This window comes from Sulfobacillus harzensis, assembly GCF_012933365.1.
Taxonomy (GTDB): Bacteria; Bacillota; Sulfobacillia; order Sulfobacillales; family Sulfobacillaceae; genus Sulfobacillus_B; species Sulfobacillus_B harzensis.
The window spans coordinates 16378-36276 of the sequence record NZ_JABBVZ010000038.1 but is presented as its reverse complement, the minus strand read 5'-3'; the positions used below and the strand labels follow the sequence as shown (position 1 = coordinate 36276).

The 19899-nt window shown below is 58.2% G+C and carries 22 protein-coding genes; 13 read left to right on the top strand and 9 right to left on the bottom strand.

The features are described 5' to 3' along the window. Positions 1 to 68: 68 nt before the first annotated feature. Positions 69 to 278 (bottom strand): hypothetical protein, encoded by a 210-nt coding sequence (locus HIJ39_RS11985; RefSeq protein ID WP_169099983.1) that lies wholly within the window; start codon positions 276 to 278, stop codon positions 69 to 71. Continuing rightward, entirely contained in the window at positions 275 to 2194 is a 1920-nt protein-coding gene (locus HIJ39_RS11980) for an AMP-dependent synthetase/ligase (protein WP_169099981.1), read from the bottom strand. The genes HIJ39_RS11985 and HIJ39_RS11980 overlap by 4 nt, the downstream gene beginning before the upstream one ends. 184 nt (positions 2195 to 2378) lie before the next feature. Between HIJ39_RS11980 and HIJ39_RS11975 the strand changes: the two genes are divergently transcribed. Then, positions 2379 to 2729 carry a cyclic-di-AMP receptor gene (locus tag HIJ39_RS11975; RefSeq protein WP_169099979.1) on the top strand — a complete coding sequence of 117 codons (351 nt, stop codon included), beginning with the start codon at positions 2379 to 2381 and terminating at the stop codon, positions 2727 to 2729. Here the strand turns inward: HIJ39_RS11975 and HIJ39_RS11970 are convergent. Next, a complete protein-coding gene (locus HIJ39_RS11970) occupies positions 2694 to 3323 on the bottom strand; it encodes a flavin reductase (RefSeq protein WP_169099977.1) in 630 nt (209 codons plus the stop codon). The genes HIJ39_RS11975 and HIJ39_RS11970 overlap by 36 nt on opposite strands. A 100-nt stretch (positions 3324 to 3423) precedes the next feature. Between HIJ39_RS11970 and HIJ39_RS11965 the strand changes: the two genes are divergently transcribed. After that, a complete protein-coding gene (locus tag HIJ39_RS11965; RefSeq protein WP_169099975.1) occupies positions 3424 to 4503 on the top strand; it encodes a M24 family metallopeptidase in 1080 nt (359 codons plus the stop codon). Here the strand turns inward: HIJ39_RS11965 and HIJ39_RS11960 are convergent, their stop codons facing one another. The 4 genes from HIJ39_RS11960 to HIJ39_RS11945 all read right to left on the bottom strand — a co-directional run bounded on the left by HIJ39_RS11960 (position 4504) and on the right by HIJ39_RS11945 (position 8059). Further along, positions 4504 to 4902 carry a VOC family protein gene (locus HIJ39_RS11960; protein ID WP_169099973.1) on the bottom strand — a complete coding sequence of 133 codons (399 nt, stop codon included), beginning with the start codon at positions 4900 to 4902 and terminating at the stop codon, positions 4504 to 4506. It abuts the gene before it with no gap. Positions 4903 to 4994: 92 nt separating this feature from the next. After that, on the bottom strand, positions 4995 to 6233 hold the full coding sequence (locus HIJ39_RS11955) for an MFS transporter (protein ID WP_169099971.1): 1239 nt from the start codon (positions 6231 to 6233) through the stop codon (positions 4995 to 4997). A gap of 81 nt (positions 6234 to 6314) precedes the next feature. Further along, a complete protein-coding gene (locus HIJ39_RS11950) occupies positions 6315 to 7265 on the bottom strand; it encodes a 2-hydroxyacid dehydrogenase (RefSeq protein ID WP_169099969.1) in 951 nt (316 codons plus the stop codon). Beyond that, positions 7262 to 8059, bottom strand: coding sequence for an ABC transporter ATP-binding protein (locus HIJ39_RS11945; protein WP_169099967.1), 798 nt, complete (start codon positions 8057 to 8059; stop codon positions 7262 to 7264). The genes HIJ39_RS11950 and HIJ39_RS11945 overlap by 4 nt, the downstream gene beginning before the upstream one ends. A gap of 83 nt (positions 8060 to 8142) precedes the next feature. On the opposite strand from HIJ39_RS11945, the gene HIJ39_RS11940 reads away from it, so the two are divergent. The 5 genes from HIJ39_RS11940 (at position 8143) to HIJ39_RS11920 (ending at position 12681) form a co-directional block, all read left to right on the top strand. After that, positions 8143 to 9294, top strand: a complete 1152-nt coding sequence (locus HIJ39_RS11940) for an MFS transporter (protein ID WP_169099965.1) — start codon at positions 8143 to 8145, stop codon at positions 9292 to 9294. Between the two features lie 12 nt (positions 9295 to 9306). Continuing rightward, positions 9307 to 10149, top strand: coding sequence for a TolB family protein (locus HIJ39_RS11935; RefSeq protein ID WP_169099963.1), 843 nt, complete (start codon positions 9307 to 9309; stop codon positions 10147 to 10149). 89 nt (positions 10150 to 10238) lie between these two features. Continuing rightward, positions 10239 to 10802 (top strand): Ada metal-binding domain-containing protein, encoded by a 564-nt coding sequence (locus tag HIJ39_RS11930; RefSeq protein WP_169099962.1) that lies wholly within the window; start codon positions 10239 to 10241, stop codon positions 10800 to 10802. Then, positions 10799 to 11317: a methylated-DNA--[protein]-cysteine S-methyltransferase gene (locus HIJ39_RS24625; protein ID WP_275107320.1), complete on the top strand. Its 519-nt coding sequence runs from the start codon at positions 10799 to 10801 to the stop codon at positions 11315 to 11317. The genes HIJ39_RS11930 and HIJ39_RS24625 overlap by 4 nt, the downstream gene beginning before the upstream one ends. Positions 11318 to 11577: 260 nt before the next feature. Then, positions 11578 to 12681: an FAD-dependent oxidoreductase gene (locus tag HIJ39_RS11920; RefSeq protein ID WP_169099960.1), complete on the top strand. Its 1104-nt coding sequence runs from the start codon at positions 11578 to 11580 to the stop codon at positions 12679 to 12681. Here the strand turns inward: HIJ39_RS11920 and HIJ39_RS11915 are convergent. Continuing rightward, positions 12678 to 13568, bottom strand: coding sequence for a ketopantoate reductase family protein (locus HIJ39_RS11915; protein ID WP_169099958.1), 891 nt, complete (start codon positions 13566 to 13568; stop codon positions 12678 to 12680). The genes HIJ39_RS11920 and HIJ39_RS11915 overlap by 4 nt on opposite strands. Then, entirely contained in the window at positions 13541 to 14386 is an 846-nt protein-coding gene (gene panB / locus HIJ39_RS11910) for a 3-methyl-2-oxobutanoate hydroxymethyltransferase (RefSeq protein WP_169099956.1), read from the bottom strand. Before panB ends, HIJ39_RS11915 begins: the two co-directional genes overlap by 28 nt. Positions 14387 to 14544: 158 nt before the next feature. Between panB and HIJ39_RS11905 the strand changes: the two genes are divergently transcribed. Genes HIJ39_RS11905 through HIJ39_RS11880 form a run of 6 tightly spaced genes read left to right on the top strand, consistent with a single transcriptional unit; the run spans position 14545 to position 19844 of the window. After that, on the top strand, positions 14545 to 15687 hold the full coding sequence (locus HIJ39_RS11905; protein WP_169099954.1) for an acyl-CoA dehydrogenase family protein: 1143 nt from the start codon (positions 14545 to 14547) through the stop codon (positions 15685 to 15687). Then, positions 15684 to 16334: a hypothetical protein gene (locus tag HIJ39_RS11900; RefSeq protein ID WP_169099952.1), complete on the top strand. Its 651-nt coding sequence runs from the start codon at positions 15684 to 15686 to the stop codon at positions 16332 to 16334. Before HIJ39_RS11905 ends, HIJ39_RS11900 begins: the two co-directional genes overlap by 4 nt. A gap of 20 nt (positions 16335 to 16354) precedes the next feature. Further along, positions 16355 to 16567 carry an acetyl-CoA carboxylase biotin carboxyl carrier protein subunit gene (locus tag HIJ39_RS11895; RefSeq protein WP_169099950.1) on the top strand — a complete coding sequence of 71 codons (213 nt, stop codon included), beginning with the start codon at positions 16355 to 16357 and terminating at the stop codon, positions 16565 to 16567. Between the two features lie 25 nt (positions 16568 to 16592). Next, the gene (locus HIJ39_RS11890) at positions 16593 to 18110 is read left to right on the top strand and encodes an acyl-CoA carboxylase subunit beta (RefSeq protein WP_169099948.1); all 1518 of its coding nucleotides are present in this window, start codon (positions 16593 to 16595) and stop codon (positions 18108 to 18110) included. A gap of 14 nt (positions 18111 to 18124) precedes the next feature. Next, a complete protein-coding gene (locus HIJ39_RS11885; protein ID WP_169099946.1) occupies positions 18125 to 19069 on the top strand; it encodes a hydroxymethylglutaryl-CoA lyase in 945 nt (314 codons plus the stop codon). Beyond that, the gene (locus HIJ39_RS11880) at positions 19062 to 19844 is read left to right on the top strand and encodes an enoyl-CoA hydratase/isomerase family protein (protein ID WP_169099944.1); all 783 of its coding nucleotides are present in this window, start codon (positions 19062 to 19064) and stop codon (positions 19842 to 19844) included. Before HIJ39_RS11885 ends, HIJ39_RS11880 begins: the two co-directional genes overlap by 8 nt. Positions 19845 to 19899: the final 55 nt, after the last annotated feature.

The following is a 19899-nucleotide window of genomic DNA, read 5'->3' as shown; positions in this document are numbered from 1 at the left end:
ATCCGGTACCGTTTCGCTGGAAGTGGAAGCCCGAGGACGCAAAAAGCATGGACGCTATTTAGGAATGGCTATACTAGTACATTCAACATTTGGGCGGCATGCTGCATTTTCGCTAAATGCTGTGCCAGCACCGCCCTACCGCCTGGTTGAGCCACCGCCGCAAGGCTCGGCCAGGCGACGGCGGCTGCCGCCATGAGCCCAAGGACCCAGCGGAGGGGACGTCTGGGGATGGCCAGACGCTGGGAAGCGGGAGTACCATGCTCTGCTGACCGAATCATAGGATCACCCTCAACAATAGTCCAAATAACGCGCCTAGCACGACCGAACCCAAAAGGTCCACGATGACCGGCGGAGGTTTAGCAATTTTTGACGGGGCGGGAGCGGCCGGTGGCGGTTCGGGGTCCATGGTGCCCAGGGTCGGTGCGTGGGTCGGCATCTCCTGAGCGTACAAGTCCTCCACTAGCTGGCGATAGCGTGACAGAACCACAGGGACCTTGATTTTCAAAGAAGGAGTGAGTTCGCCACTGGCTTCGGTGAGCTCGTGCGGCAGGAAGCGGATCCGTTTCGGCCGTTCAAAGGCGGCCAAGGGAGCGGTTACGCGCTCCACTTCGCCCATGATGAAGCGGTACAAGTCCGGGTGGCTCAGCAAATCATCGTAGGCCGCCATGGGGATTTGGTGCTGCTGGGCCCATTCCATCACCTTGTCGGGATTTAGATATAAAAGGGCGCCCACGAACTTTTGGCGGTCGCCAACAACGACAGCCTGTTCAATGTAGGGCGCGAGGATAAGGTGGGTCTCCACAAGCCCGGGAGCAACATTCTTGCCGGTAGACAACACGAGCAAGGCTTTTTTACGGTCGGTAATAACCAGCCGTCCCTCGGGCGTGAGTTCGCCGATGTCGCCGGTGTGAAACCAGCCGTCTTGGAGAGCCTCCTCGGTCCCCTCGGGGAGGTTCCAGTAGCCGGACATCACGTTTGGACCGCGAGCCAGAATTTCGCCGTCCTCCGCGATGGCGATCTCCACATTGGAGAGCGGCCGGCCGACACTGCCGTAGCGTGGGCTGTCGGGGGGGTTAACGGTCAGAACGGGCGAGGTCTCGGTGAGGCCATACCCCTCAAGGATGGTGACGCCCATGGCATAGAAGAACTCGCCAATTTCCCGGGCCAAGGGCGCACCGCCTGAAATGACGTAGCGAAGCTGGCCGCCAAGCGCTTCGCGAACCTTGGAGAATACCAGGCGGTCCGCCATGCGCTGTTGGCGGATGAGGCCTGAAGGAATCGGCCGGCCTTCCGAGGACAACTGATAGCGACGGCGGCCCCCTGCGACAGCCCACTGAAATGCGCGCTGCTTGAAAGCGGACTCGCTGGCCACCTGATCTTGCACTTTGGCATAGACTTTCTCAAAGACCCGCGGGACGGCCACCATAATGCTAGGAGCTGTTTCCACCAGATCGGTGGCTAGTGTATCGACCGACTCGGCATAGGCGATGGTGATCCCTCGTGAGAGCTGAAAGGCATGGGCCATGCGCTCTAAAATATGGGACAGAGGTAAAAAGGACAGAGCCACGTCTTTGGGGCCGACTTGCATGTCCGGGTACTCATCGACCAGTGCCTGGAATCCTTCCACATTGGCCAAAATATTTCCGTGGGTGAGCATTACCCCCTTTGGGCGCCCCGTCGTGCCGGAGGTATAGACTAAACTGGCCAGATGGTCCCGTCCGATTGGACGGGGGAAGGCATCATCAGCATGCATGAGACCAGTTTCCTTAAGCCACAGCCAGCTTCGGCAACCCCGTGGGTGGCCGTCTATTGCCACCGTAAGGAGATTGTCGGGGATTTTGACGGCTTGGCCGCCGTCTTCCACAAAGGCCGCCTTGGCGCCAGAGTCCTCGAGAATAAAGGCCACCTGATCTTTGGGCAGGGAAGGATAAATCGGAACCGTAACCGCTCCTAAGGACAAAGTCGCATAGTCGGCAATAACCCATTCGGGTCGGGTGCGGGAAAGCAGGGCTACACGGTCGCCCTCTTGGATGCCCAGCGTTTTAAGGCCATGGGCGACGGCAACCACCTCGTTCCAGAGTTCCTGGTACGTGCGGTCCCGCCACTGGCCGTTCATCTTGAACCGCTGGGCTGGCTGGTCGCCAAAGCGATGGGCGGAATCCAGCAAAAGAGAAGGCAAGTTTTCGAAAGACATTGTCGCCTCCTGACTATTCAGACAACAGAGCCGATGGTTCGCTATTAGTGGATTCGATCAGCGTTAAAAAAATGAGGGGGTTAATTGCTGGGCAGAAAATTTTTTTTGGGCAAATATTGCCAGGGGTTTCTTGGGAAATTCCAAGGGATCGAGTACCATGAAGGGAAGAAGGGGGGAGCCGTTGGTGAAACTTATCATCGCCATTGTGCAAAATGCCGACCGGAACAACCTGGCCGACGCACTGCGGCGGGAGAACATCCGCCACACACGGTTAAACACCGTGGGGGGATTTCTGAGCCAAGGCAACACCACCTTTGTCATCGGGGTGGAAAATAACCAGTTGGACCAGACGTTGTCGTTGATTCATGCCCATTGCCATGAGCGTGAAGTGCTGCATCGCCCCGGACCCGGGGCACTTCATCCTGACGCCTATGTGGACCCAGTCCATGTGTTGGTGGGCGGAGCCACGCTCTTCGTGCTCAATGCCGACCAGATGCAGCTAGAGGGCGTCGTCCGGCCAGCGGGGACGATTTAAGCGTCGCACCTCGGTCGTTTGGCAAAAAAGCGGGCCTCCCAGCCGACCAATGGCTTTCAGCTGCTCGGGATCGATGTACCCGTCTTTCATCACCCGATCATCGACTTCCATAGACACAATGCGACCCACCAACAGGTGGGCCGGATGGGTTTGGTTGTCCTGGTTTCCGAAGGCCACCTCGGTTTCATAGCGGCAGGCAATATGGATAAGCGCGTCAGCAATGGCCGGTACCCCGACATTTTGGGCGGGGATCAAGTGAAGCCCTGCGTAGGCTGTTTCCGAGAAGCTGTGGGGCGCTTCGATGGAAGTGCGATTAAGCGCCTCCAAATTCTCTTCCGAGGCGATGTTGACCACAAACTCTCGGGTTTCCCGGGCATTGGCCAAGGTATCTTTAGGTGCCCCTTGCCGGCTCATAATGGTAATCCCGATCAAAGGGGGATTGGACGCTAGGCAAGTAAAGAAGCTGAAGGGGGCTGCATTGACCCGGCCCTCTTTGTCGCAACTTGTCACCCAGGCGATGGGCCGGGGCACGACCGCTTGCGTCATCCAACGATAGGCGGCATCAGCTGCCAATGTTGCGATATCAATGTACACGAATCGTCCCGCCTTTCCGTGTCAATCAGCTTAGTTTCATTGTATCGCTTGGATGCCGCAATGATAGAATGAAGCGAGGGAATGCCAGGAAATGGGGGAGATGACGGTAGCTCATTGGAACCGTCTACAGGCGGTGCTCGCTGACAAGGGACTGGACGCCGTATTTATTGCGGCGCCGGAGCAGTTGAGCTCTGTAAACCTACACTATTTGACAGGGTTTACCGGCTCGTCAGCATTTCTGTTGGTCTCACGGGACCAGGCATGGCTTCTAACGGATTTTCGCTATCTCGAACAGGCGGCGGCGCAATGTCCTGATATTGAGGTGGTCCAGCACGGGCGGGTGAGCGATACCCTCCGGGACTTGGTGGTGGCGCATCAGCTCTGGCACCTCGGGTTCGAAAGCGACAAGGTGCCGGTGGCCATGTGGGAGGCCTGGAAGAGCCGCGTTCCTGCGGTCTGGCATAGGGTCCCGCGCCTAGTTGAGGAACTCCGGGTCCATAAGAGCGCTGACGAATTGCAAAAGATTCGCCGAGCGGCCGCCATTGCTGGTGATGCGGTTCGGATGGTGTTGTCCCAACTGCCAGGGCAGCGTGAGGACGCAGTGGCACGAGCCATCGAATGGGAGATGCGCCGCCAAGGCGCCGTCCTGGGCTTTTCGACCATCGTGGCTTCGGGCCCCCGAGGAGCCTTGCCCCATGCACAGCCCAGCGAGCGGGTGATTCAATCGGGCGATTTGGTGACGATTGACTTTGGTGCCGAGTTTCAGGGATACAAATCGGATGAGACCATTACCGTAGGCGTTGGGTCGGTGCCCGATCAACTGCGCGAGATTTTTGCCATTGTCGAGGAGGCGCAGAAGGCTGGAATCGCCGTTGCCAGGCCTGGCAACAGCACCTATGACGTCGATCGGGCTGCGCGCCAGATTATTGAAAAGGCGGGTTACGGGGAGAATTTCGGCCACGGCACTGGCCATGGGGTGGGACTCGAGGTCCATGAGGACCCCTTCACCGTTCAGCGTCCCGACCAGGCCCGTACTTTGGAGCCGGGCATGACGCTAACTGTGGAGCCCGGCATCTACGTGCCCGGCCTCGGCGGAGTCCGCTTGGAAGACACCTTGGTCATTACCGAGACCGGGAACGAGCGGCTGACGCTACTTCCTAAGCATTATCAGAGCGTATGATTAGTACATCATTCGTGGATCCAGGTAGTACTTGAACTCCAACAGATTGTTGGACGGATCGATGAGCATGAAGGTCCAATGCTCTTCGATGAGCCCTTCAAATCGGCGCATTGGCTCCTGGAAGAATTCCAGCTCTCGGGCCTGGGCCAGCCGTACCAGCCGGTCCCAATCATCCTTATGACGGAAGGTCACCCCAAAATGGCGGGGATACATTTCCGGGCGTGGATCAATTTTATCGGTTAGATGGCAAACCACCTGATCGCCAAAAAAGTCCAAGGTGATGCGGTCGGCGTAACGGCGGGCCAGTTTCGCCCCCAACCGGGTGACGTAGAATTCCTGCGCCTCATCCAAGTCCCGGCAGGGAATGGCGAGGTGAAACACATTGTCGGGTTCTCGCACAAGAAGCCTCCTTGTCATGGCCTGACGGCGGGTGATGCTTGTTCATTATAGGATAACCGTCAGGGGCGCGGCTGACAAAGTGAATGATCGTCCTAAGCCGGAGGTTGGGCGGGCAAGGAGACCGATTGGGGCGTCGAAGCCCAGCTAAACAAGGCGCCGCCTATGGCACGGATGGCGGTGGCCGCCAAAAAGACGCTCATGAGTGATCCGACATGAATGAGCAGCACCGCCAAGAGGGCGCCCACCCCACCGGCAATCCCGGTGGCGACGGTATTGGCACCCACGGCCATGGTGCGCCAATTGTCGGGCACCACTTCCATTAAGCGCACATTAATCAGGAGGTTGAACCCTGCCCCGGCGATCCCGCCGGTCACATTAGCCCACACGATGTCCCCTAGCCCCGGGTGCAGCAAGTATATCGCCGGGGTCAAACACATTAACAGGCTTGCCCAGGGCAGAAGCCGCTCGGTTGGCAAGCGGCTGGTCAATCGGCGCCAGATGGGAAGCGCCGCCAAGGTAAAAATGGCATTAACGGCCGTATAGAGCGCCATCCAGAAGTTGCTGGCGTGATCTATGGAGACTTGGTAGCGGAGTGAGGCCGGCCACAACATCAGCCAGCCGCAATAAAACACGCTGCCTGCGAGAATGAAGCGGCGAAGCCTAAGATTGTCCCAGACATGCGGCAGTGCCATGGACCAGGTGGTGTTGGGCAGATCGAGAGGCTTCGGGCCAGGTTTAAAGCGACGGTAGACCGCCACTTCCGCAATACCCAAGATGGTGCCAATAACGTACAGGGTGATGTAGCCATGGGTTCCGGGATTTTTGTCGATCGCCCAACCGCCTAACAGCACCGCGACGACGCCAACGCTGCTCATGCCCCATTGACGCCACATCACCGCGCTGCTGCGCACCGCCCCGGAGAAGAGGGACGTCGTCATCGATTGCCAAGAGAGGGTTGCGAGAGCCCCTGGAAGGTTGCTCCAGACGATGGCCAGCATGAACCACAAGGCCGCATGATGAATGCCATGACGAAAGTCAATCAGGGCAAACAAGAGAATACTGAGCCGAGCTGCGAGAAAAAGGCCGATGGTGGTCGAATGCAGGCGCTTTCGATGCACTAGCCAGGGGCTCAAGAGAGCAGCAATGCCGCCAGCTAAGTAGGGAATCGCGGAAATGATGCCGAGATCAATATTGGGGGCACCGAGGCGAATGGCGTTAATCCCCAAAAAGGGGTTCACCAGTTGTCCCCCGGCGCCCTTTAACATGCCGTTCAAGGCGTTGATTTTGACATTGTGCCGTTCGTCGTCAGGCGCCGCCGCGGGACTAGTCATGTCTGCCCCTCTTTTCATTTCCATGGGGTTCGAGGCCGTGTCGATATTTCCTCTTTTGCTAGCGAAAAAAGTCGCCAGCCGTTAGGGACGGTTGACCCAATCGGGTGGGGTGGCGCCTTGAAGTACGGCGGCGATGTTGGCGACCGCCCGAAGCGCCATGGCCCGACGGGTTTCATGGGTGGCCGACCCAATATGGGGCGTCGCCAAGACTTTGGGGTGCGAGGCCAAGGGGTGGGAGCCGTCGGCCGGCTCCGAATGAAACACATCCAAGGCTGCCCCGCCGATGCGCCCCTGATTCAACGCCGCCAGCAGCGCCGCTTCATCGATAATGGGCCCGCGGGCGGTGTTGATTACAAAGGCCCCGGGTTTCATCAGGGAAAACCACTGCTCGTTCACCAACCCTCGGGTCTCGGGGGTCAGCGGCACATGGATGCTGACCGCGTCGGCCACGGCTAAAAATTCCTCGAGGGGAAGTCCTGGACTTTCCGTTGTTCGGGTCGTTTGCCGGTTCAGAGCCACCACCCGCATGCCAAAGGCTGGAGCGCGGCGCGCTACCGCCTGCCCAATGCGTCCCCATCCGACGATGCCCAGCGTTTTTCCGTAGAGTTCTGTGCCGAGGAATCCATCGGGTTTCCAATGGCGCCACTGACCGGCTAAGAGGGCTTCGCGGGCCGGGATGAGCTGTCGCATCAGCGCCAGCATCAAAGCCCAGGTGAGTTCCGCCGTGGCTTCGGTCAATACATCGGGTGTGTTGGTGATCACAACGCCCTGACGGGTGGCCGCGTCCAGGTCGATGTTGTCATATCCCACCGCCATATTGCTGACCACTTTGAGTCGAGGCGCGGAGGCAAACTCCTGAGCTCCAATGCGGTCGGTCAGCATGCTGAGGCAGGCGTCCGCGTCTTGGAGCCATGACGCGAGTGTATTCGGATCAATGGGGGTATCCGTTTCCCACAAGATCAACTCACCCAGCGCGCGTAGCTTTTCCAAGGCGTCGGCATGGATGCGGCGGGTCACAATGATGCGACTCATGATGAAGCCCCCCACGAGACTCGAGCCCACGGCCGCCCGTGGACTATCTCCACAGTGACCGGGACACCCAGCGCCACGGACAGATTTTGCGCCGTCAAAACCTCTCGCTTTGGGCCGCGGGCGAGCACCCGACCCGATTTCAAGAGCAGAACATGGGTAAATTCCGGCATAATCTCCTCGACATGATGGGTGACATAGATGATGGGTGTCGTGGGAATTTGAGACAAGTGATCGCGGATGAGCGCCAACAGCTCTTCGCGGCCACGGATGTCAAGACCGGAGCAAGGCTCATCCATGACAATCAGGTCCACGGCCGCCAGGTGGGCACGAGCCAAGAGAACGCGTGTCTTTTCTCCTTGGGACAAGATGCCAAAACGGGTTTGGGCCCGTTCCAGAATCTTAAAGTGGGACAGCGCCTCATGCAACGCAAATGGGTCGGGACGATGGTTGGGTGAGGCGCCGATGATGGCCTCAGGGCCGGCTGCCACCAAATCCCGGACCGTTTGATGGCCGTGATCGCGGGTCATCCATTCAGTAAGATGATGGCTCACCCAGGCAATGCGCTTTCGATGCTCGCGAAGATCGACTCGGCCATAGCGGGCGCCTAAGACTGTGATTGTGCCCTCGGTAGGCCATTGATAGCCAAGAATCAGGGTCATCAGCGAGGTTTTGCCAGATCCGTTGGCTCCCATAACCACCCATGATTCCCCTGGGTTAATGCGCCAATCAATATGCTCTAATATTGGTCCTCCCGAACGTATTAGGGAGACATTTTCCATTTCTAGCACTGCCATCCGGACCCCTCGCTTTCTCTTTTTGAATCTTCGGGGGAATGGGCGAATATCCCTGCTCGCGGTACAATGGGAATGCAAGTTGCTTGGAGGTTAGTGCGCTGCCACGAACATTATTAACTGCGTCGGCCGTTGAGGCCTTTTTCTTATTGGTGATGCTAGGTTACGGGCCTCTCTATCTTCATGTCGCCTGGCATGCGGATGATTTCGTCGCTAGTCTGGCGGCAGCAGGCCCCTCTCTGGCCACTTTTTTCGGATCCACCTTCTGGGGCCATCGGGTCCGCGCCGGTGGTGTACGCCGGGTAGCTTCCATCGGACTTCTCGGCTATGTGGCGTTAGGACTGTGGGTGTTTTTTGATCCGGGCGCAATTTTCTATATCGTCGGGGTGACAGCAGCCACCTTGGTTTCGTCCGCCTTGGCCCCCGTCACGCTGACCTATCTGACCCATGAGGGTGGAGACATGGGGCGGCGCTTGGCGGCGCGAATGAAGTGGCAGTCTAGCGGCTGGATGACGGGTGGCCTATTGGGAGGCTGGCTGGTGTCAGTCTCCCATCGCGCCTTTCCCACCATGATGCTGGTGCTGGCGGCTTTCATGGCCACTGAAGCAATACTAGCGATCAAGGCGGCGCCGGTCGCCCTGCGTTTTTCCAGCGACCAAACGGGGCCGATACAGCGCTCTCATTGGATGACTGTGCTGTTGGTGGTGCCCTTCTTTCTTGCCTACGCGGGCAACGAGGGCTTTTTCATCAACTTCAGCCTTTATCTACACGCTGTGCATGTGACCCCGGCCTGGGTGGGCTGGAGCTCCTCGATTAGCACGGGACTGGGTTGGGCATTGGCGGGGTCGATTGGCCGTTGGACAGACCGCATCGGGGGAAAAACATTGTTGCTCGGGGTATTGGTCGGCTATGTGGTTATGTATTTGACCATGTCGCTGGCTTCCTCCCAAATGGTGGTGATTGTGGCGTTTTCTTTGCCCCTCTATCCATTTCTGAACATCGGGATTCAGCGGGCGGTGGCGGAATCACTGCCAGGCCATGAGCACGGGGGGGCCATGGGCATCATTAACGGTGCCACCGGACTGGCGACCTTTGGCGGCGGGGCTCTCATGGGCGGAGTCGACAGTCTCTTTGGATCTCAATTTATACCCTGGACAGCCGTCGGGTTGGTCACCGCGGGGCTCTTGGCGGCCACTGGATTGTATCGGCGCAATCCAGGTCCCGTCGCGGCAGACTAAGGAGGCGATTTTATGCGGAAAAGTTTATTACAAGTGGTCGATATCGACCGTGGGGAATGCCGCGCAGTTCAACGGTTTGACGGGGTGGTGGAGGCGCCTAACTGGACGCCGGATGGTACCCGGTTGATTTTTAACCGGGCGGGACGACTTTATGCTTGGGATTTGGAGCGCGGCAAGGAGACACCTATCGATACCGGGTCGCTTGATCGGCTCAACAATGATCATGTGCTCTCGCCGGATGGGCGCGAGGTGGCTTTCAGCCATCGCACGGCTGACGATAATCTCTCGCGTATTTATCGGATGCCGCTCTTCGGCGGTGTGCCGCAATTGGTGACGCCTAACGGCCCCAGCTACCTGCATGGGTGGTCGCCAGACGGCGCACGGCTGGTCTATTGTGCCAAGCGCCATGGTCAATTTGATATCTATAGCATTGACGCGGATGGCCGCGAAGAGGAGAGGCAATTAACCCGTACCCCCGAGTTGGATGATGGTCCCGAATATAGTCCAGATGGCCGGCACATTTGGTTTAACTCAGCCATGGGGGGAACGATGCAAATTTGGCGGATGACAGCTGATGGTTCCCATCTGATGCCGATGACCGCCGATGCCTTGTTCCATAATTGGTTTCCTCACGTGTCCCCAGATGGCCATTGGGTCGCGTTCCTAAGCTATCGTCAGGATGAGGTGGAAGCGTCCGATCACCCTCCCGGGAAGTCTGTCGCCATACGCCTGATGGAGGCCTCCGGCGGGGCAGCGCGCACGTTGGTTGAACTCTTTGGAGGGCAGGGCACCATCAATGTGAACTCGTGGTCGCCGGACAGCCGCAGCTTGGCGTTTGTGAGCTACGAGCCTTAAATAGGCGGATGTTTCAAAAGGCGGCCGTCATATGGGCGATCGGTTGCGTCTGCCCTGACCCTTCGCAATACTGAAGGGGGAGGGATGACATGGAAGTGACGGACGCCTTATACGCGGCGATTCTAGCCCGAGATTCGCGCTTCGACGGGATTTATTTTATTGGCATCGCCAGCACGAAGATTGTGTGCTTTCCCTCGTGTCATTCCAAAATTCCCAGACGGGAGAACATCCACGTCTTTAGGTCTTTGGATGCGGCGCGGCGCGCGGGATTTCGGCCGTGCAAGCGCTGCCGGCCGGATAGTCGTTGGGGCCAAACTCCCGACGCCATGTTGGCCTCCAGGGCGCTGAGCCTCCTCTATGAGGTTTTTCCCACGGCGCTGCCATTGCACGAGGCGGCTCGGCGCCTGCATGTGAGTCCCAGGCAGTTGTCGCGAACTTTGAACCGGGTGTGGCACATGTCCTGGCATGCGCGCTATGATGCCTTGTGGCAAGAACGGGCGACGGATCTCTTGGGCGATACAAGCGTGACCATCCGGGCGGTCGCCGAAAGGCTTCAGACCCGCCCGTCTTACTTTACTCGGCGATTTCATAAGTTGGTGGGGCAATCGCCGGCTCAGTTCCGATGCAACATGAGCAAGGGAGGCATCCAATGAAACGCTTGTGGAAGACGACGGCTTCTTGGAACGAACGGAACTTTGGATTGGTAGCGAGTGAGAAGGGCTTGGTCCACGTGGTGTTGCCGCACGAGTGGGCTCATGGCGCTCACCCGCACCGCGCATTGCCGGACGATGAGGAACGGATGACTCCCTTTCGCCAAGCCTTTCAGTCGTATTTCGCTGGGGATCTTACAATCTGGGATATTGCGCTGGATATGGAGGGCACGCCGTTTCAACTCGCTGTATGGCAGGCTCTTGCGGCGATTCCCTATGGTTCGGTGACCACCTATGGGGCATTGGCCCAATCCTTGGGCCAACCACGGGCCGTGCGGGCGGTGGCGGCAGCGGTTGGAAAAAATCCCCTGCCGGTGGTGCTGCCCTGTCATCGGGTGGTAGGAGCCGACCAGACGCTTACCGGCTATCGAGGCGGCTTGATGCTGAAAGAGCAATTGCTAGCCCTGGAAGGGGTTCGGGGGCTGTCCAAAAGAGGGCACGAACGCTTCAACTTTTAGGCATGCACCCGTCTCTTGCTTAAGCGCTCGGCGAAAGAAATTGCGTTTTTCAACCCACCTCCTGTGACGCGAATGACATCACCGCATTTTGATCGACATGAATTCTTCATCGCGCACTAAACACCAAGACGCCAGCCCGATTACAACCCAGGCACCATAGCAGGTTTCGACATTTATCCAAATCTTGGGTATGCTAGAGGTGTTTAATCTCAACGGGTAAGAAAACCCTACAATGCGGATTTACGGCGGGAGGTAGGCATGTGGCCGATCGGCAACGAATTGTTGTAGTGGGCGGTGGGTATGCGGGCCTCGCGTTCATTGGGCAAGCGCGGCGTATTCCCAATGTCGACATTACTTTGATAGATCCCGGAGATAGTCATGAGCTGATTCCCGAATTGCCGGAAGCCTTGCGCAAGCATGATCCCATTGAAGAGCACGTGGTGAAATATCAAGACCTGCTTCAAGGGACAGGTGTCAAGCATATTCGCGATCGGGTCATCAGCATCAAAATGACGCAGCAGCAAGTCATCTTGTCCCAGGGACAGGTAGAGCACTACGACTGGCTTTTGCTATCCCCAGGATCGGTCACCGCATATCCGCCCATTCCGGGCTTGGAGGAGCATGCGCTGCCGCTCCGCAACGCGCATGATGCGCACCGCATCAAGGAACGGATTCGGGAACAGGAAGGCCAGCGCATTGTGGTGGTTGGTGGAGGGCTCACCGGGGTTGAGGTGGCCGGGATTCTGGCGCCAGACCATGATATCTGGCTGGTGGAAGGCGCCAAGCGCTTGTTGCCGGCTCTCGGAAAAGGCTTGGCCCATTATGCCCGCGTGCGGCTTCAGCGCGCTGGCGTGAAAGTGATGATGGGACAAAAGCTCACCCGTGTCGAGGCTGGTACGATTCAATTAGAACGCGACGCCTTGCACTATCATGTCCTCATTTGGGCGGGTGGCATTCAGGCGCCCAAATGGCTTCGCGACACCGATTTGCCCTTGGACCACAACGGCTATCCGAAGGTTAGTCCGGAGGGACAAATCTCGGACCGGGTATTTGCTGCGGGGGATGTCTGGCGGGTCTATGTGGGGGATGACGAGGTTCCCCAAACGGCGCAATTGGCGGCAATGGCGGGCGATTACGTGGGCGACGCGATGGCGCGGGCGATCCGCGGAGAACCGTTGCCGCCGCCTTTTAGACCGCGGCTTCGGGGCATGCTCATTTCCTTGGACACCGGCGCCGGGGTAGGCTGGGTGATTCGAGGGGGAATTCCGGTGCGTGGTACGTCGGCCCGTACGCTAAAAAGTCTTTCATTCCAGCAATATCGGTTGAAGCTCTCCCGGGCCTTCGGACGCGGCTGGCCGTTCTAGGGCGCCAGCTTTTCGATGAGTCGGGTAAGCGCCTCATTAAGCGGGGCAGGAATTCCCAACTGGTTGGCCCGATGTACAAGATAGCCGTTGATGGCGCCAATCTCCGTGGAATACCCGTGGCGAACGTCTTGCAGCATGGAGGATACGTTGCCAGCCGTCTCTTGCACCAAATGCTGGAGGCGGCTTTCCACATCCGCGGGTAGACATTGTCCGGCTGCCTCGGCGATGCGCCGACTCTCGGCCAAGAGTGGCCGAGACAGCGCCCACAGCGGATGCTGGGGCAGCTCGCCGTTTGCGCAGTCAGCCAGCGCCGACAAGGGATTAATGACGCTGTTGAAGATGAGCTTCTGCCAACGTCGTGAGGCAATTTCGTCGGCATCCACCAGTTGAATCAGATCCGGCCGAGCTTTCTGAAGGACCCTCAGGTTGCTCTCGCCGCGATCGGGAAGAAACGTCTGACCCAGACTCTGCACCGAGATGGCCAGGTCTTGGGCGGTCGCGTCTTCACGTGTGGCGGCGGCTGTGGTTACCCCGATTGCCATATGATCGGGGGGAATGGGGGCCAGCGCCTCTTCTTGCCCCATACCGTTCATGAGGCTCACGACCAGGCTTTGAGGCGCCCACTGCAGAATCCAGTCTCGCGCCCGGGAAAGCTGGCGCCATTTCGTGACCAGCACCACCACGTCCGGGGCTTTGGCAATCGGCTGCTGCCAATGATAGAAGGGTGGACGAATGCTGTCGGTGTGTCCTTGAAAATGAACATGATAGGGGGGAGCCGCTTGGCCAACCACCCACAGCGGACAACCGTTGAGCGCCCAGGCCCAGAATCGAGCCAGAGCGCCGCTACCTAAAATGGCTACTAGCGGTCTTGGGTCACATGACTCCAAAACTCGTTCCACTCCTTGTCAGGCACATGATAGCTGTGGGCGTCGTCCGGGAAAGACCGCGACTGCACCTCGGCTCGATACTGCCGAAGCCCCTCTAAGACAGTGCCGCGCACGTCAGCAAATGGCTTGGCGAACTTTGGATAGCGGGAGCTTAAGCCCAACCCGTCATGAAACACCAGCACCTGGCCGTCGGTCTGGTTGCCGGCACCGATGCCGATCGTGGGAACGCTCACGTGCTGGGTGACATAGGCGGCTACCCGATCCGGAATGCCTTCAAGAACTAGAGCTGAAATTCCATGATCATCCAGTGCCCGCGCATCGTCCACCAAAGCGCGGATGCCCTCTCCGGTGCGCGCTTGCACCCGGTATCCCCCAAATGTATGAATGCTCTGGGGAGTCAGTCCCAAATGGCCTACCACCGGGATGTCATGGCGCACCAACGCGTCCACTTGTTCAATAATCTTACGTCCGCCTTCCAGTTTGACAGCATCCGCTAAGGTTTCCTGGATGAGGCGCCCGGCGCTTTTCAGCGCTGTGGAGACGTCGGTGTAGGTAAGAAAGGGCAGATCGACAACCATCATGGTGCGGGGTGCGCCGCGCCGGACCAGGCTCGCGTGGTAAATCATGTTGTCTAAAGTGACCGGGATGGTTGAGTCGTATCCCATGACCGTGGTGCCCACGGAATCGCCCACTAAAATAACATCGATCTCCGCTTCCTCCAGCAATAGCGCCTGACTATAGTCATATGCTGTCATCCAGACCAGAGGGGTTTGGCCCTTAGCAGTCTTTAATTTTTGTGCGGTCATGCGCTCTTTCATTATTCATACAGCCCCTTCCCGGCGGTGCATGCCTCGTTCTTCCGCTCTTGTGGATTAGATGGTAGCATATAACTGCAAAAAAAATGGATCGCCGGGAGGAAATTCCGCTCCCTGATCGATCGCGTTGGGACGGTCGATGCCCGGTTGGAGGGATGAGGTTGAACTTCGATTTAACCCAGGAAGAAACGTTGATTCGGCAAACGGTGCGCGACTTCGCGGAACAGCAAGTGGCGCCGGGCGCCAAGGATAGAGATGAACAGTCCGAGTTCTCCTTTGATTTAATGCAGCAAATGGGGGAACTCGGCTTTTTTGGTCTGCCGTTTTCTGAAGAGTGGGGCGGTTCGGGCGCCGGTACTGTCAGCTATGCGATTGCGGTAGAGGAAATCTCCCGGGTGGATGCCTCCTTGGGACTCGGCTTTGCCGCCCACGTATCTTTAGGGTGCTCGCCGATCTATTTCTTTGGCACCGACGAGCAAAAACGGCAATATCTGACCCGAGCTATTGCGGGAACATATCTGGCCGCATTTGGGCTCACCGAGCCGGGTGCGGGGTCGGACGCCGGCGGTACTCAGACCTTCGCCGAAAAGGTGGGCGAAGAATGGGTCATCAATGGCGAAAAATGCTTCATTACCAATGCTGGCCATGCAGGATACATTGTCGCGACGGCGCGCACATCGCGTGATCATCGGCGGATTTCCGCCTTCATCATTCCCCAAGGCACGCCCGGGGTAAGTGTGCGGTGTGCCTATAACAAGTTGGGGATGCGGTCTTCGGAGACCTGCGAGATTCATTTTGACAATGTCCGTGTCCCGCAAAATTATTTGCTTGGCGAGGAAGGCAAAGGTCTGCACCAATTTCTCGATATTTTGGACGGCGGGCGCATCAGCATTGGCGCCCTGGGGGTGGGCGTCGCTCAAGCCGCCTTAGATGCCTCGTTGGCCTATGCGACGGAGCGGCGCCAATTTGGCCGACCGATTGGCGACTTTCAAGCCATCCAGTTTAAGATCGCCGACATGGCCATGGAGGTGGAACTGGCCCGGACCATGGTGCTCAAGGCGGCATGGCTTAAGGACCAACATCGGCCCTATGCCAAGGAGGCAGCCATGGGCAAGCTTTTTGCCTCTGAGGCTGCCATGCGGGCTTCCAATCAGGCGGTCCAAATATACGGCGGGGCCGGCTACATGAAAGATTATCCGGTAGAACGCTACCTGCGGGATGCCAAGCTGTTAGAGATCGGAGAAGGCACCTCCGAGATTCAGCGTCTGGTGATTGCGCGCCAGATGGGCCTTGCCGGGCGATGACGGAGTCCTTGCTGGTTCGCCGGCATGGCCAGGCCGCATGGCCGTTGACGTGGTCGGCTCGCATCCGCGGATTTCAAGAGGGGGTCGCTTTTCGCCTCGATTGGGTGCCTAATGCGGGCGTTGCCGTGGCGGACGAACCGATTCCGGAACGGATTGCTGCACCGCAAGTCGCCCTGGAACGGATGGCCCTCATCGCGCCGGACTGGGAGGGCCAACTGCTGGCGTTTTCGCCCTGGGCAGTTAATGAGGCCTTGCGTGCCTGGCGCGCATTGCGGATCCGCCGTATGGAAAGCGCTCTCTGGTTTGTCAATTGGCTTAATGAGGCATCCTCATCCGGAGGCGTTGGGGTGCATGCCGGCATTGGAGTGCGGGGCGCGGTCGCGATGGCTCTCGGTACGACAACGATTCTCTTTTGTCCCCCGGTCCTGGGACCGCTGGGTGTCTTGCGAACGGACGGGAATGGATTTTCCGTCGGTCCTGGACGGATGCTGGAATTGGTTGACGGCTTGGCGGGAAGCGTTGAAGACGGCCATCTCAGAGTGCGCGGGGCGCAACTGGCCGATGGATTTTGGCGCCATGGATTCGTCAAGCCCTGGTCCGAATCCGGTGGATGGTGGCGGTTGCCCATCCATGTCAGCCTCAATTAACGATTGGTGGAGGTGTGGAGATGACAGCAGTGGTGGCTAGTTTGGCCGGCACCGTGTTTAAAGTGTTGGTAAAGCCCGGCGACTCCGTCGAGGCGGGCCAAGAAGTGGTGGTCATGGAATCCATGAAAATGGAGATCCCGATTGAGGCGGAGAGCGCCGGGATCGTGCACGAGATAGCGGTCAACGAGGGCGACTTCGTCAATGAGGGCGACCCGCTGGTGATTCTTGCCTAAACTTCTGGAAAGTGGGGTCTCAGGGTTGAAATCGGAAGAGCTGAGAAATCTTCGGGAGCAGCTTTCTCTCGGAGGTCCGGAGAAATATCGCAAGCGGCTGCCTCAGGAAGGAAAGTTGCCGGTGCGCGAACGGATTGCCCGGTTGTTGGATCCGGGCTGGGTGGAAGATGGGTTGTTAGCCAACAACCTTGCCGGGGACTTAGCGGCCGATGGCGTGGTGACCGTCACGGGGAGTATTGACGGCCGTACGGTGGTTGTGATGGCTAATGATCCCACGGTAAAGGCTGGATCCTGGGGCGCCCGCACGGTGGAAAAGATTATCCGCATACAGGAAAAGGCGCTCGATCTCAACTGTCCAATCTTCTATCTGGTTGATTCCGCCGGTGCCCGCATCACCGATCAAGTGGAGATGTTCCCGGGCCGCCGCGGTGCAGGGCGGATCTTTTACAACCAAATTAAGCTTTCCGGTCGGGTCCCGCAAGTTTGCCTCTTGTTTGGACCATCGGCTGCCGGTGGGGCGTACATTCCCGCCTTCACCGACATTGTCATCATGGTGGACAAAAATGCGTCCATGTACTTGGGCTCACCGCGCATGGCGGAGATGGTCATTGGAGAAAAGGTGACGTTGGAAGAGATGGGCGGCGCCCGCATGCACTGCACCGTGAGCGGGGTGGGCGACTTGTTGGCGGAGTCGGAAGAGCAAGCCATTGATTGGGGGCGGCAATACTTTCGCTACATGCCCGACAATTGGGAAAGCGCACCGCCGGCTTGGGAGCCCGAGGTTCCGGCCGCTGATGATTGGACCCGCATTATTCCCGAGAATCAAAATGTGCCCTTTGATATGAACCGAGTGATCGAGCGGATTGTGGACAGGGATAGCTGGTTTTCCATCAAGCCGCTCTTTGCTCCCGAAATTCTCACCGGTTTGGCGCGCATTGACGGGCGTCCCGTGGGGATTGTCGCCAATCAGTCTAAGGTTAAAGGCGGCGTGCTGTTTGTTGACAGTGCCGACAAGGCGGCACGATTCATCAATCTCTGTGATGCCTTCAACATTCCGTTAATCTTCCTGGCAGACGTCCCGGGATTCATGATTGGGACCAAGGTGGAGCGGGAAGGCATCATCCGCCATGGAGCCAAGTTGATTGCCGCTGTCTCGGAAGCCACGGTTCCCAAAATTAGCGTCGTGGTCCGCAAAGCCTATGGAGCCGGCCTTTACGCCATGGCTGGGCCGGCCTTCGGATCGGATGTCACCATCGCGCTGCCAACGGCACAAATTGCCGTCATGGGACCGGAGGCGGCCGTCAACGCCGTGTATTTCAACCGCATTCAGGAATTGGAAGGCGACGATCGGCGGGCCTTTGTCCAACAAAAGCAGCAGGAATACCGGGAGGATATTGATATCCGCCGTTTGGCGGCCGAACTCGTTGTTGATGAAGTCATCGTGCCGGAGGAACTGAGGCGAGAGTTGTCTCGACGCTTGAAGCTGTACGCCCAAAAGAGTCGGGAATTCAGTCGTCGGCGCCATCCGGTCACGCCGGTGTAGCGAGGAGGGAGAGCATGCTGGAGCGAGCCGATTTGCCGGAAGAGGTCAGCATTAAAGACGTGTCGCCACGTGACGGACTGCAGGCGGAGCCCAAGGTGCTGAGCGTGGATGAGCGGGTATCGTTGGTCAATCAACTCACTGCGGCGGGGCTGAAGCATATTGAGGTCACTTCCTTTGTGAGTCCCAAATGGCTGCCACAAATGGCGGACGCGGAGACGGTAATGGCCCGCATCGACCGCAAGCCGGGGGTCACCTATGCGGTCTTGGTGCCTAACCCCAAAGGGGCTGAGCGGGCGCTTAGCACCAAGCCCGATGAAATGACGGTGTTTGTGTCGGCCAGCGAGACGCACAACTATAAGAACGTTCACCAGTCCATTTCCGAATCGCTCGGCGGTTTTCATCGTATTTGCCAAATGGCCCGGGGCGAGGGCGTGCCGGTCACAGCCGTGATTGTGACGTCGTTCGGATGCCCCTATGAGGGCCGGGTGCCAGTCAACGCGGTGTTGGACTTGGCCGTACGGTTGGAAAGTATGGGCATCGCCGACATCACCCTCGGGGATACGGTCGGGGTAGCCAATCCGCTTCAGGTCGCGGAGATGGTGCATGCCTTTCGGATGAATGCCCCCATGGTTCGAGTGGGTCTGCATTTTCACGACAATCGCGGAACAGCACTTGCCAACATGCTGGCTGGTGTGATTGCCGGTTGCACGCGCTTTGAGACAGCCCTTGGAGGAATCGGCGGGTCGCCCTTTTCACCTGGAGCGGGAGGTAACTTAGCAACGGAGGACGCTGTCTACTGCCTCTCCGAGATGGGCATTAAGACGGGCGTGGATTTGGAGCGGCTGATGGGAATTACCCAGTACCTGGAAGGTGCCATCGGGCACGAAGTGCCGTCGCGAGTCTTTAAGGCCGGAGGACGAATGGTGCCAGTGGGGATTGAGGGGTCGCTTAATGAGTAACCTCAAAGTCATCAAAGGACCTGTCACCGAAGTGGCGATAAATCGGCCCGAGGTTAGGAACGCTCTCAACACCGAGACCATTGAGGAGCTCATCACTTTGCTGGAGGCAGTGGGCTCCGATCCTGCGGTCGAGGTGGTGATTTTGACGGGAACGGGAGAACGCGCTTTTTGTGCCGGTGCCGATTTGTCAGAAGTTCGGGCTCTTTCCGGCGAAGATGCGGTACGGAGCTATTTTGGCAATATGGCCCGATTGATTGGCACCTTGCAAAATTTGCCCCAACCGGTGATTGGGGCAGTGTTTGGCTATACGCTGGCAGGCGGAATGGGGTTGGCGGCCGGTGTCGATCTGCTGATTGCCGCCGACGATACTCGCTTTGGGCTGCCCGAAGTCAAAGTCGGCCTCTATCCTATGGTGGTCACAGCGCCCATCTCCCGCTTAATTGGTCCCCGGCGGGCTCTGGAGCTTGGCCTTACCGGCAAGATGATTGATGTCAAGGAAGCCACGGAGTGGGGATTCGTTAATCGGGTGGTGCCTAAAGCAGAACTTATGAACGAGGCTCACCGCATGGCGGAGGAAATTCGCGCCGGTAGTCCCTTCATCGCTCGTCTTGGCAAAGAGGGATGGCGTCTGGCTCAAGATATGGAGATGGGCCGAGCGATGGAAATGTTGAAGAACTTGGTATCGATGGTGGCGCTGTCCGAGGACTCCCAAGAAGGCGTGTCAGCGTTTGTCGAGAAGCGGGCGCCCGAGTGGCCTTCTCGACAGGGAAGATAACCGGAAGGGAAGCAGCGTGCAGACAAAAGGGCGCCGCTTAAGTGCCCTGGAACGG

Coding starts and splice junctions, on each gene's coding strand:
- panB (WP_169099956.1), bottom strand. CDS start 14,386: ATGAAAGAGCGCATGACCGCACAAAAATTAAAGACTGCTAAGGGCCAA.
- HIJ39_RS11965 (WP_169099975.1), top strand. CDS start 3,424: ATGACGGTAGCTCATTGGAACCGTCTACAGGCGGTGCTCGCTGACAAG.
- HIJ39_RS11930 (WP_169099962.1), top strand. CDS start 10,239: ATGGAAGTGACGGACGCCTTATACGCGGCGATTCTAGCCCGAGATTCG.
- HIJ39_RS11980 (WP_169099981.1), bottom strand. CDS start 2,194: ATGTCTTTCGAAAACTTGCCTTCTCTTTTGCTGGATTCCGCCCATCGC.
- HIJ39_RS11945 (WP_169099967.1), bottom strand. CDS start 8,059: ATGGCAGTGCTAGAAATGGAAAATGTCTCCCTAATACGTTCGGGAGGA.
- HIJ39_RS11895 (WP_169099950.1), top strand. CDS start 16,355: ATGACAGCAGTGGTGGCTAGTTTGGCCGGCACCGTGTTTAAAGTGTTG.
- HIJ39_RS11935 (WP_169099963.1), top strand. CDS start 9,307: ATGCGGAAAAGTTTATTACAAGTGGTCGATATCGACCGTGGGGAATGC.
- HIJ39_RS11880 (WP_169099944.1), top strand. CDS start 19,062: ATGAGTAACCTCAAAGTCATCAAAGGACCTGTCACCGAAGTGGCGATA.
- HIJ39_RS24625 (WP_275107320.1), top strand. CDS start 10,799: ATGAAACGCTTGTGGAAGACGACGGCTTCTTGGAACGAACGGAACTTT.
- HIJ39_RS11885 (WP_169099946.1), top strand. CDS start 18,125: ATGCTGGAGCGAGCCGATTTGCCGGAAGAGGTCAGCATTAAAGACGTG.
- HIJ39_RS11985 (WP_169099983.1), bottom strand. CDS start 278: ATGATTCGGTCAGCAGAGCATGGTACTCCCGCTTCCCAGCGTCTGGCC.
- HIJ39_RS11950 (WP_169099969.1), bottom strand. CDS start 7,265: ATGAGTCGCATCATTGTGACCCGCCGCATCCATGCCGACGCCTTGGAA.
- HIJ39_RS11955 (WP_169099971.1), bottom strand. CDS start 6,233: ATGACTAGTCCCGCGGCGGCGCCTGACGACGAACGGCACAATGTCAAA.
- HIJ39_RS11900 (WP_169099952.1), top strand. CDS start 15,684: ATGACGGAGTCCTTGCTGGTTCGCCGGCATGGCCAGGCCGCATGGCCG.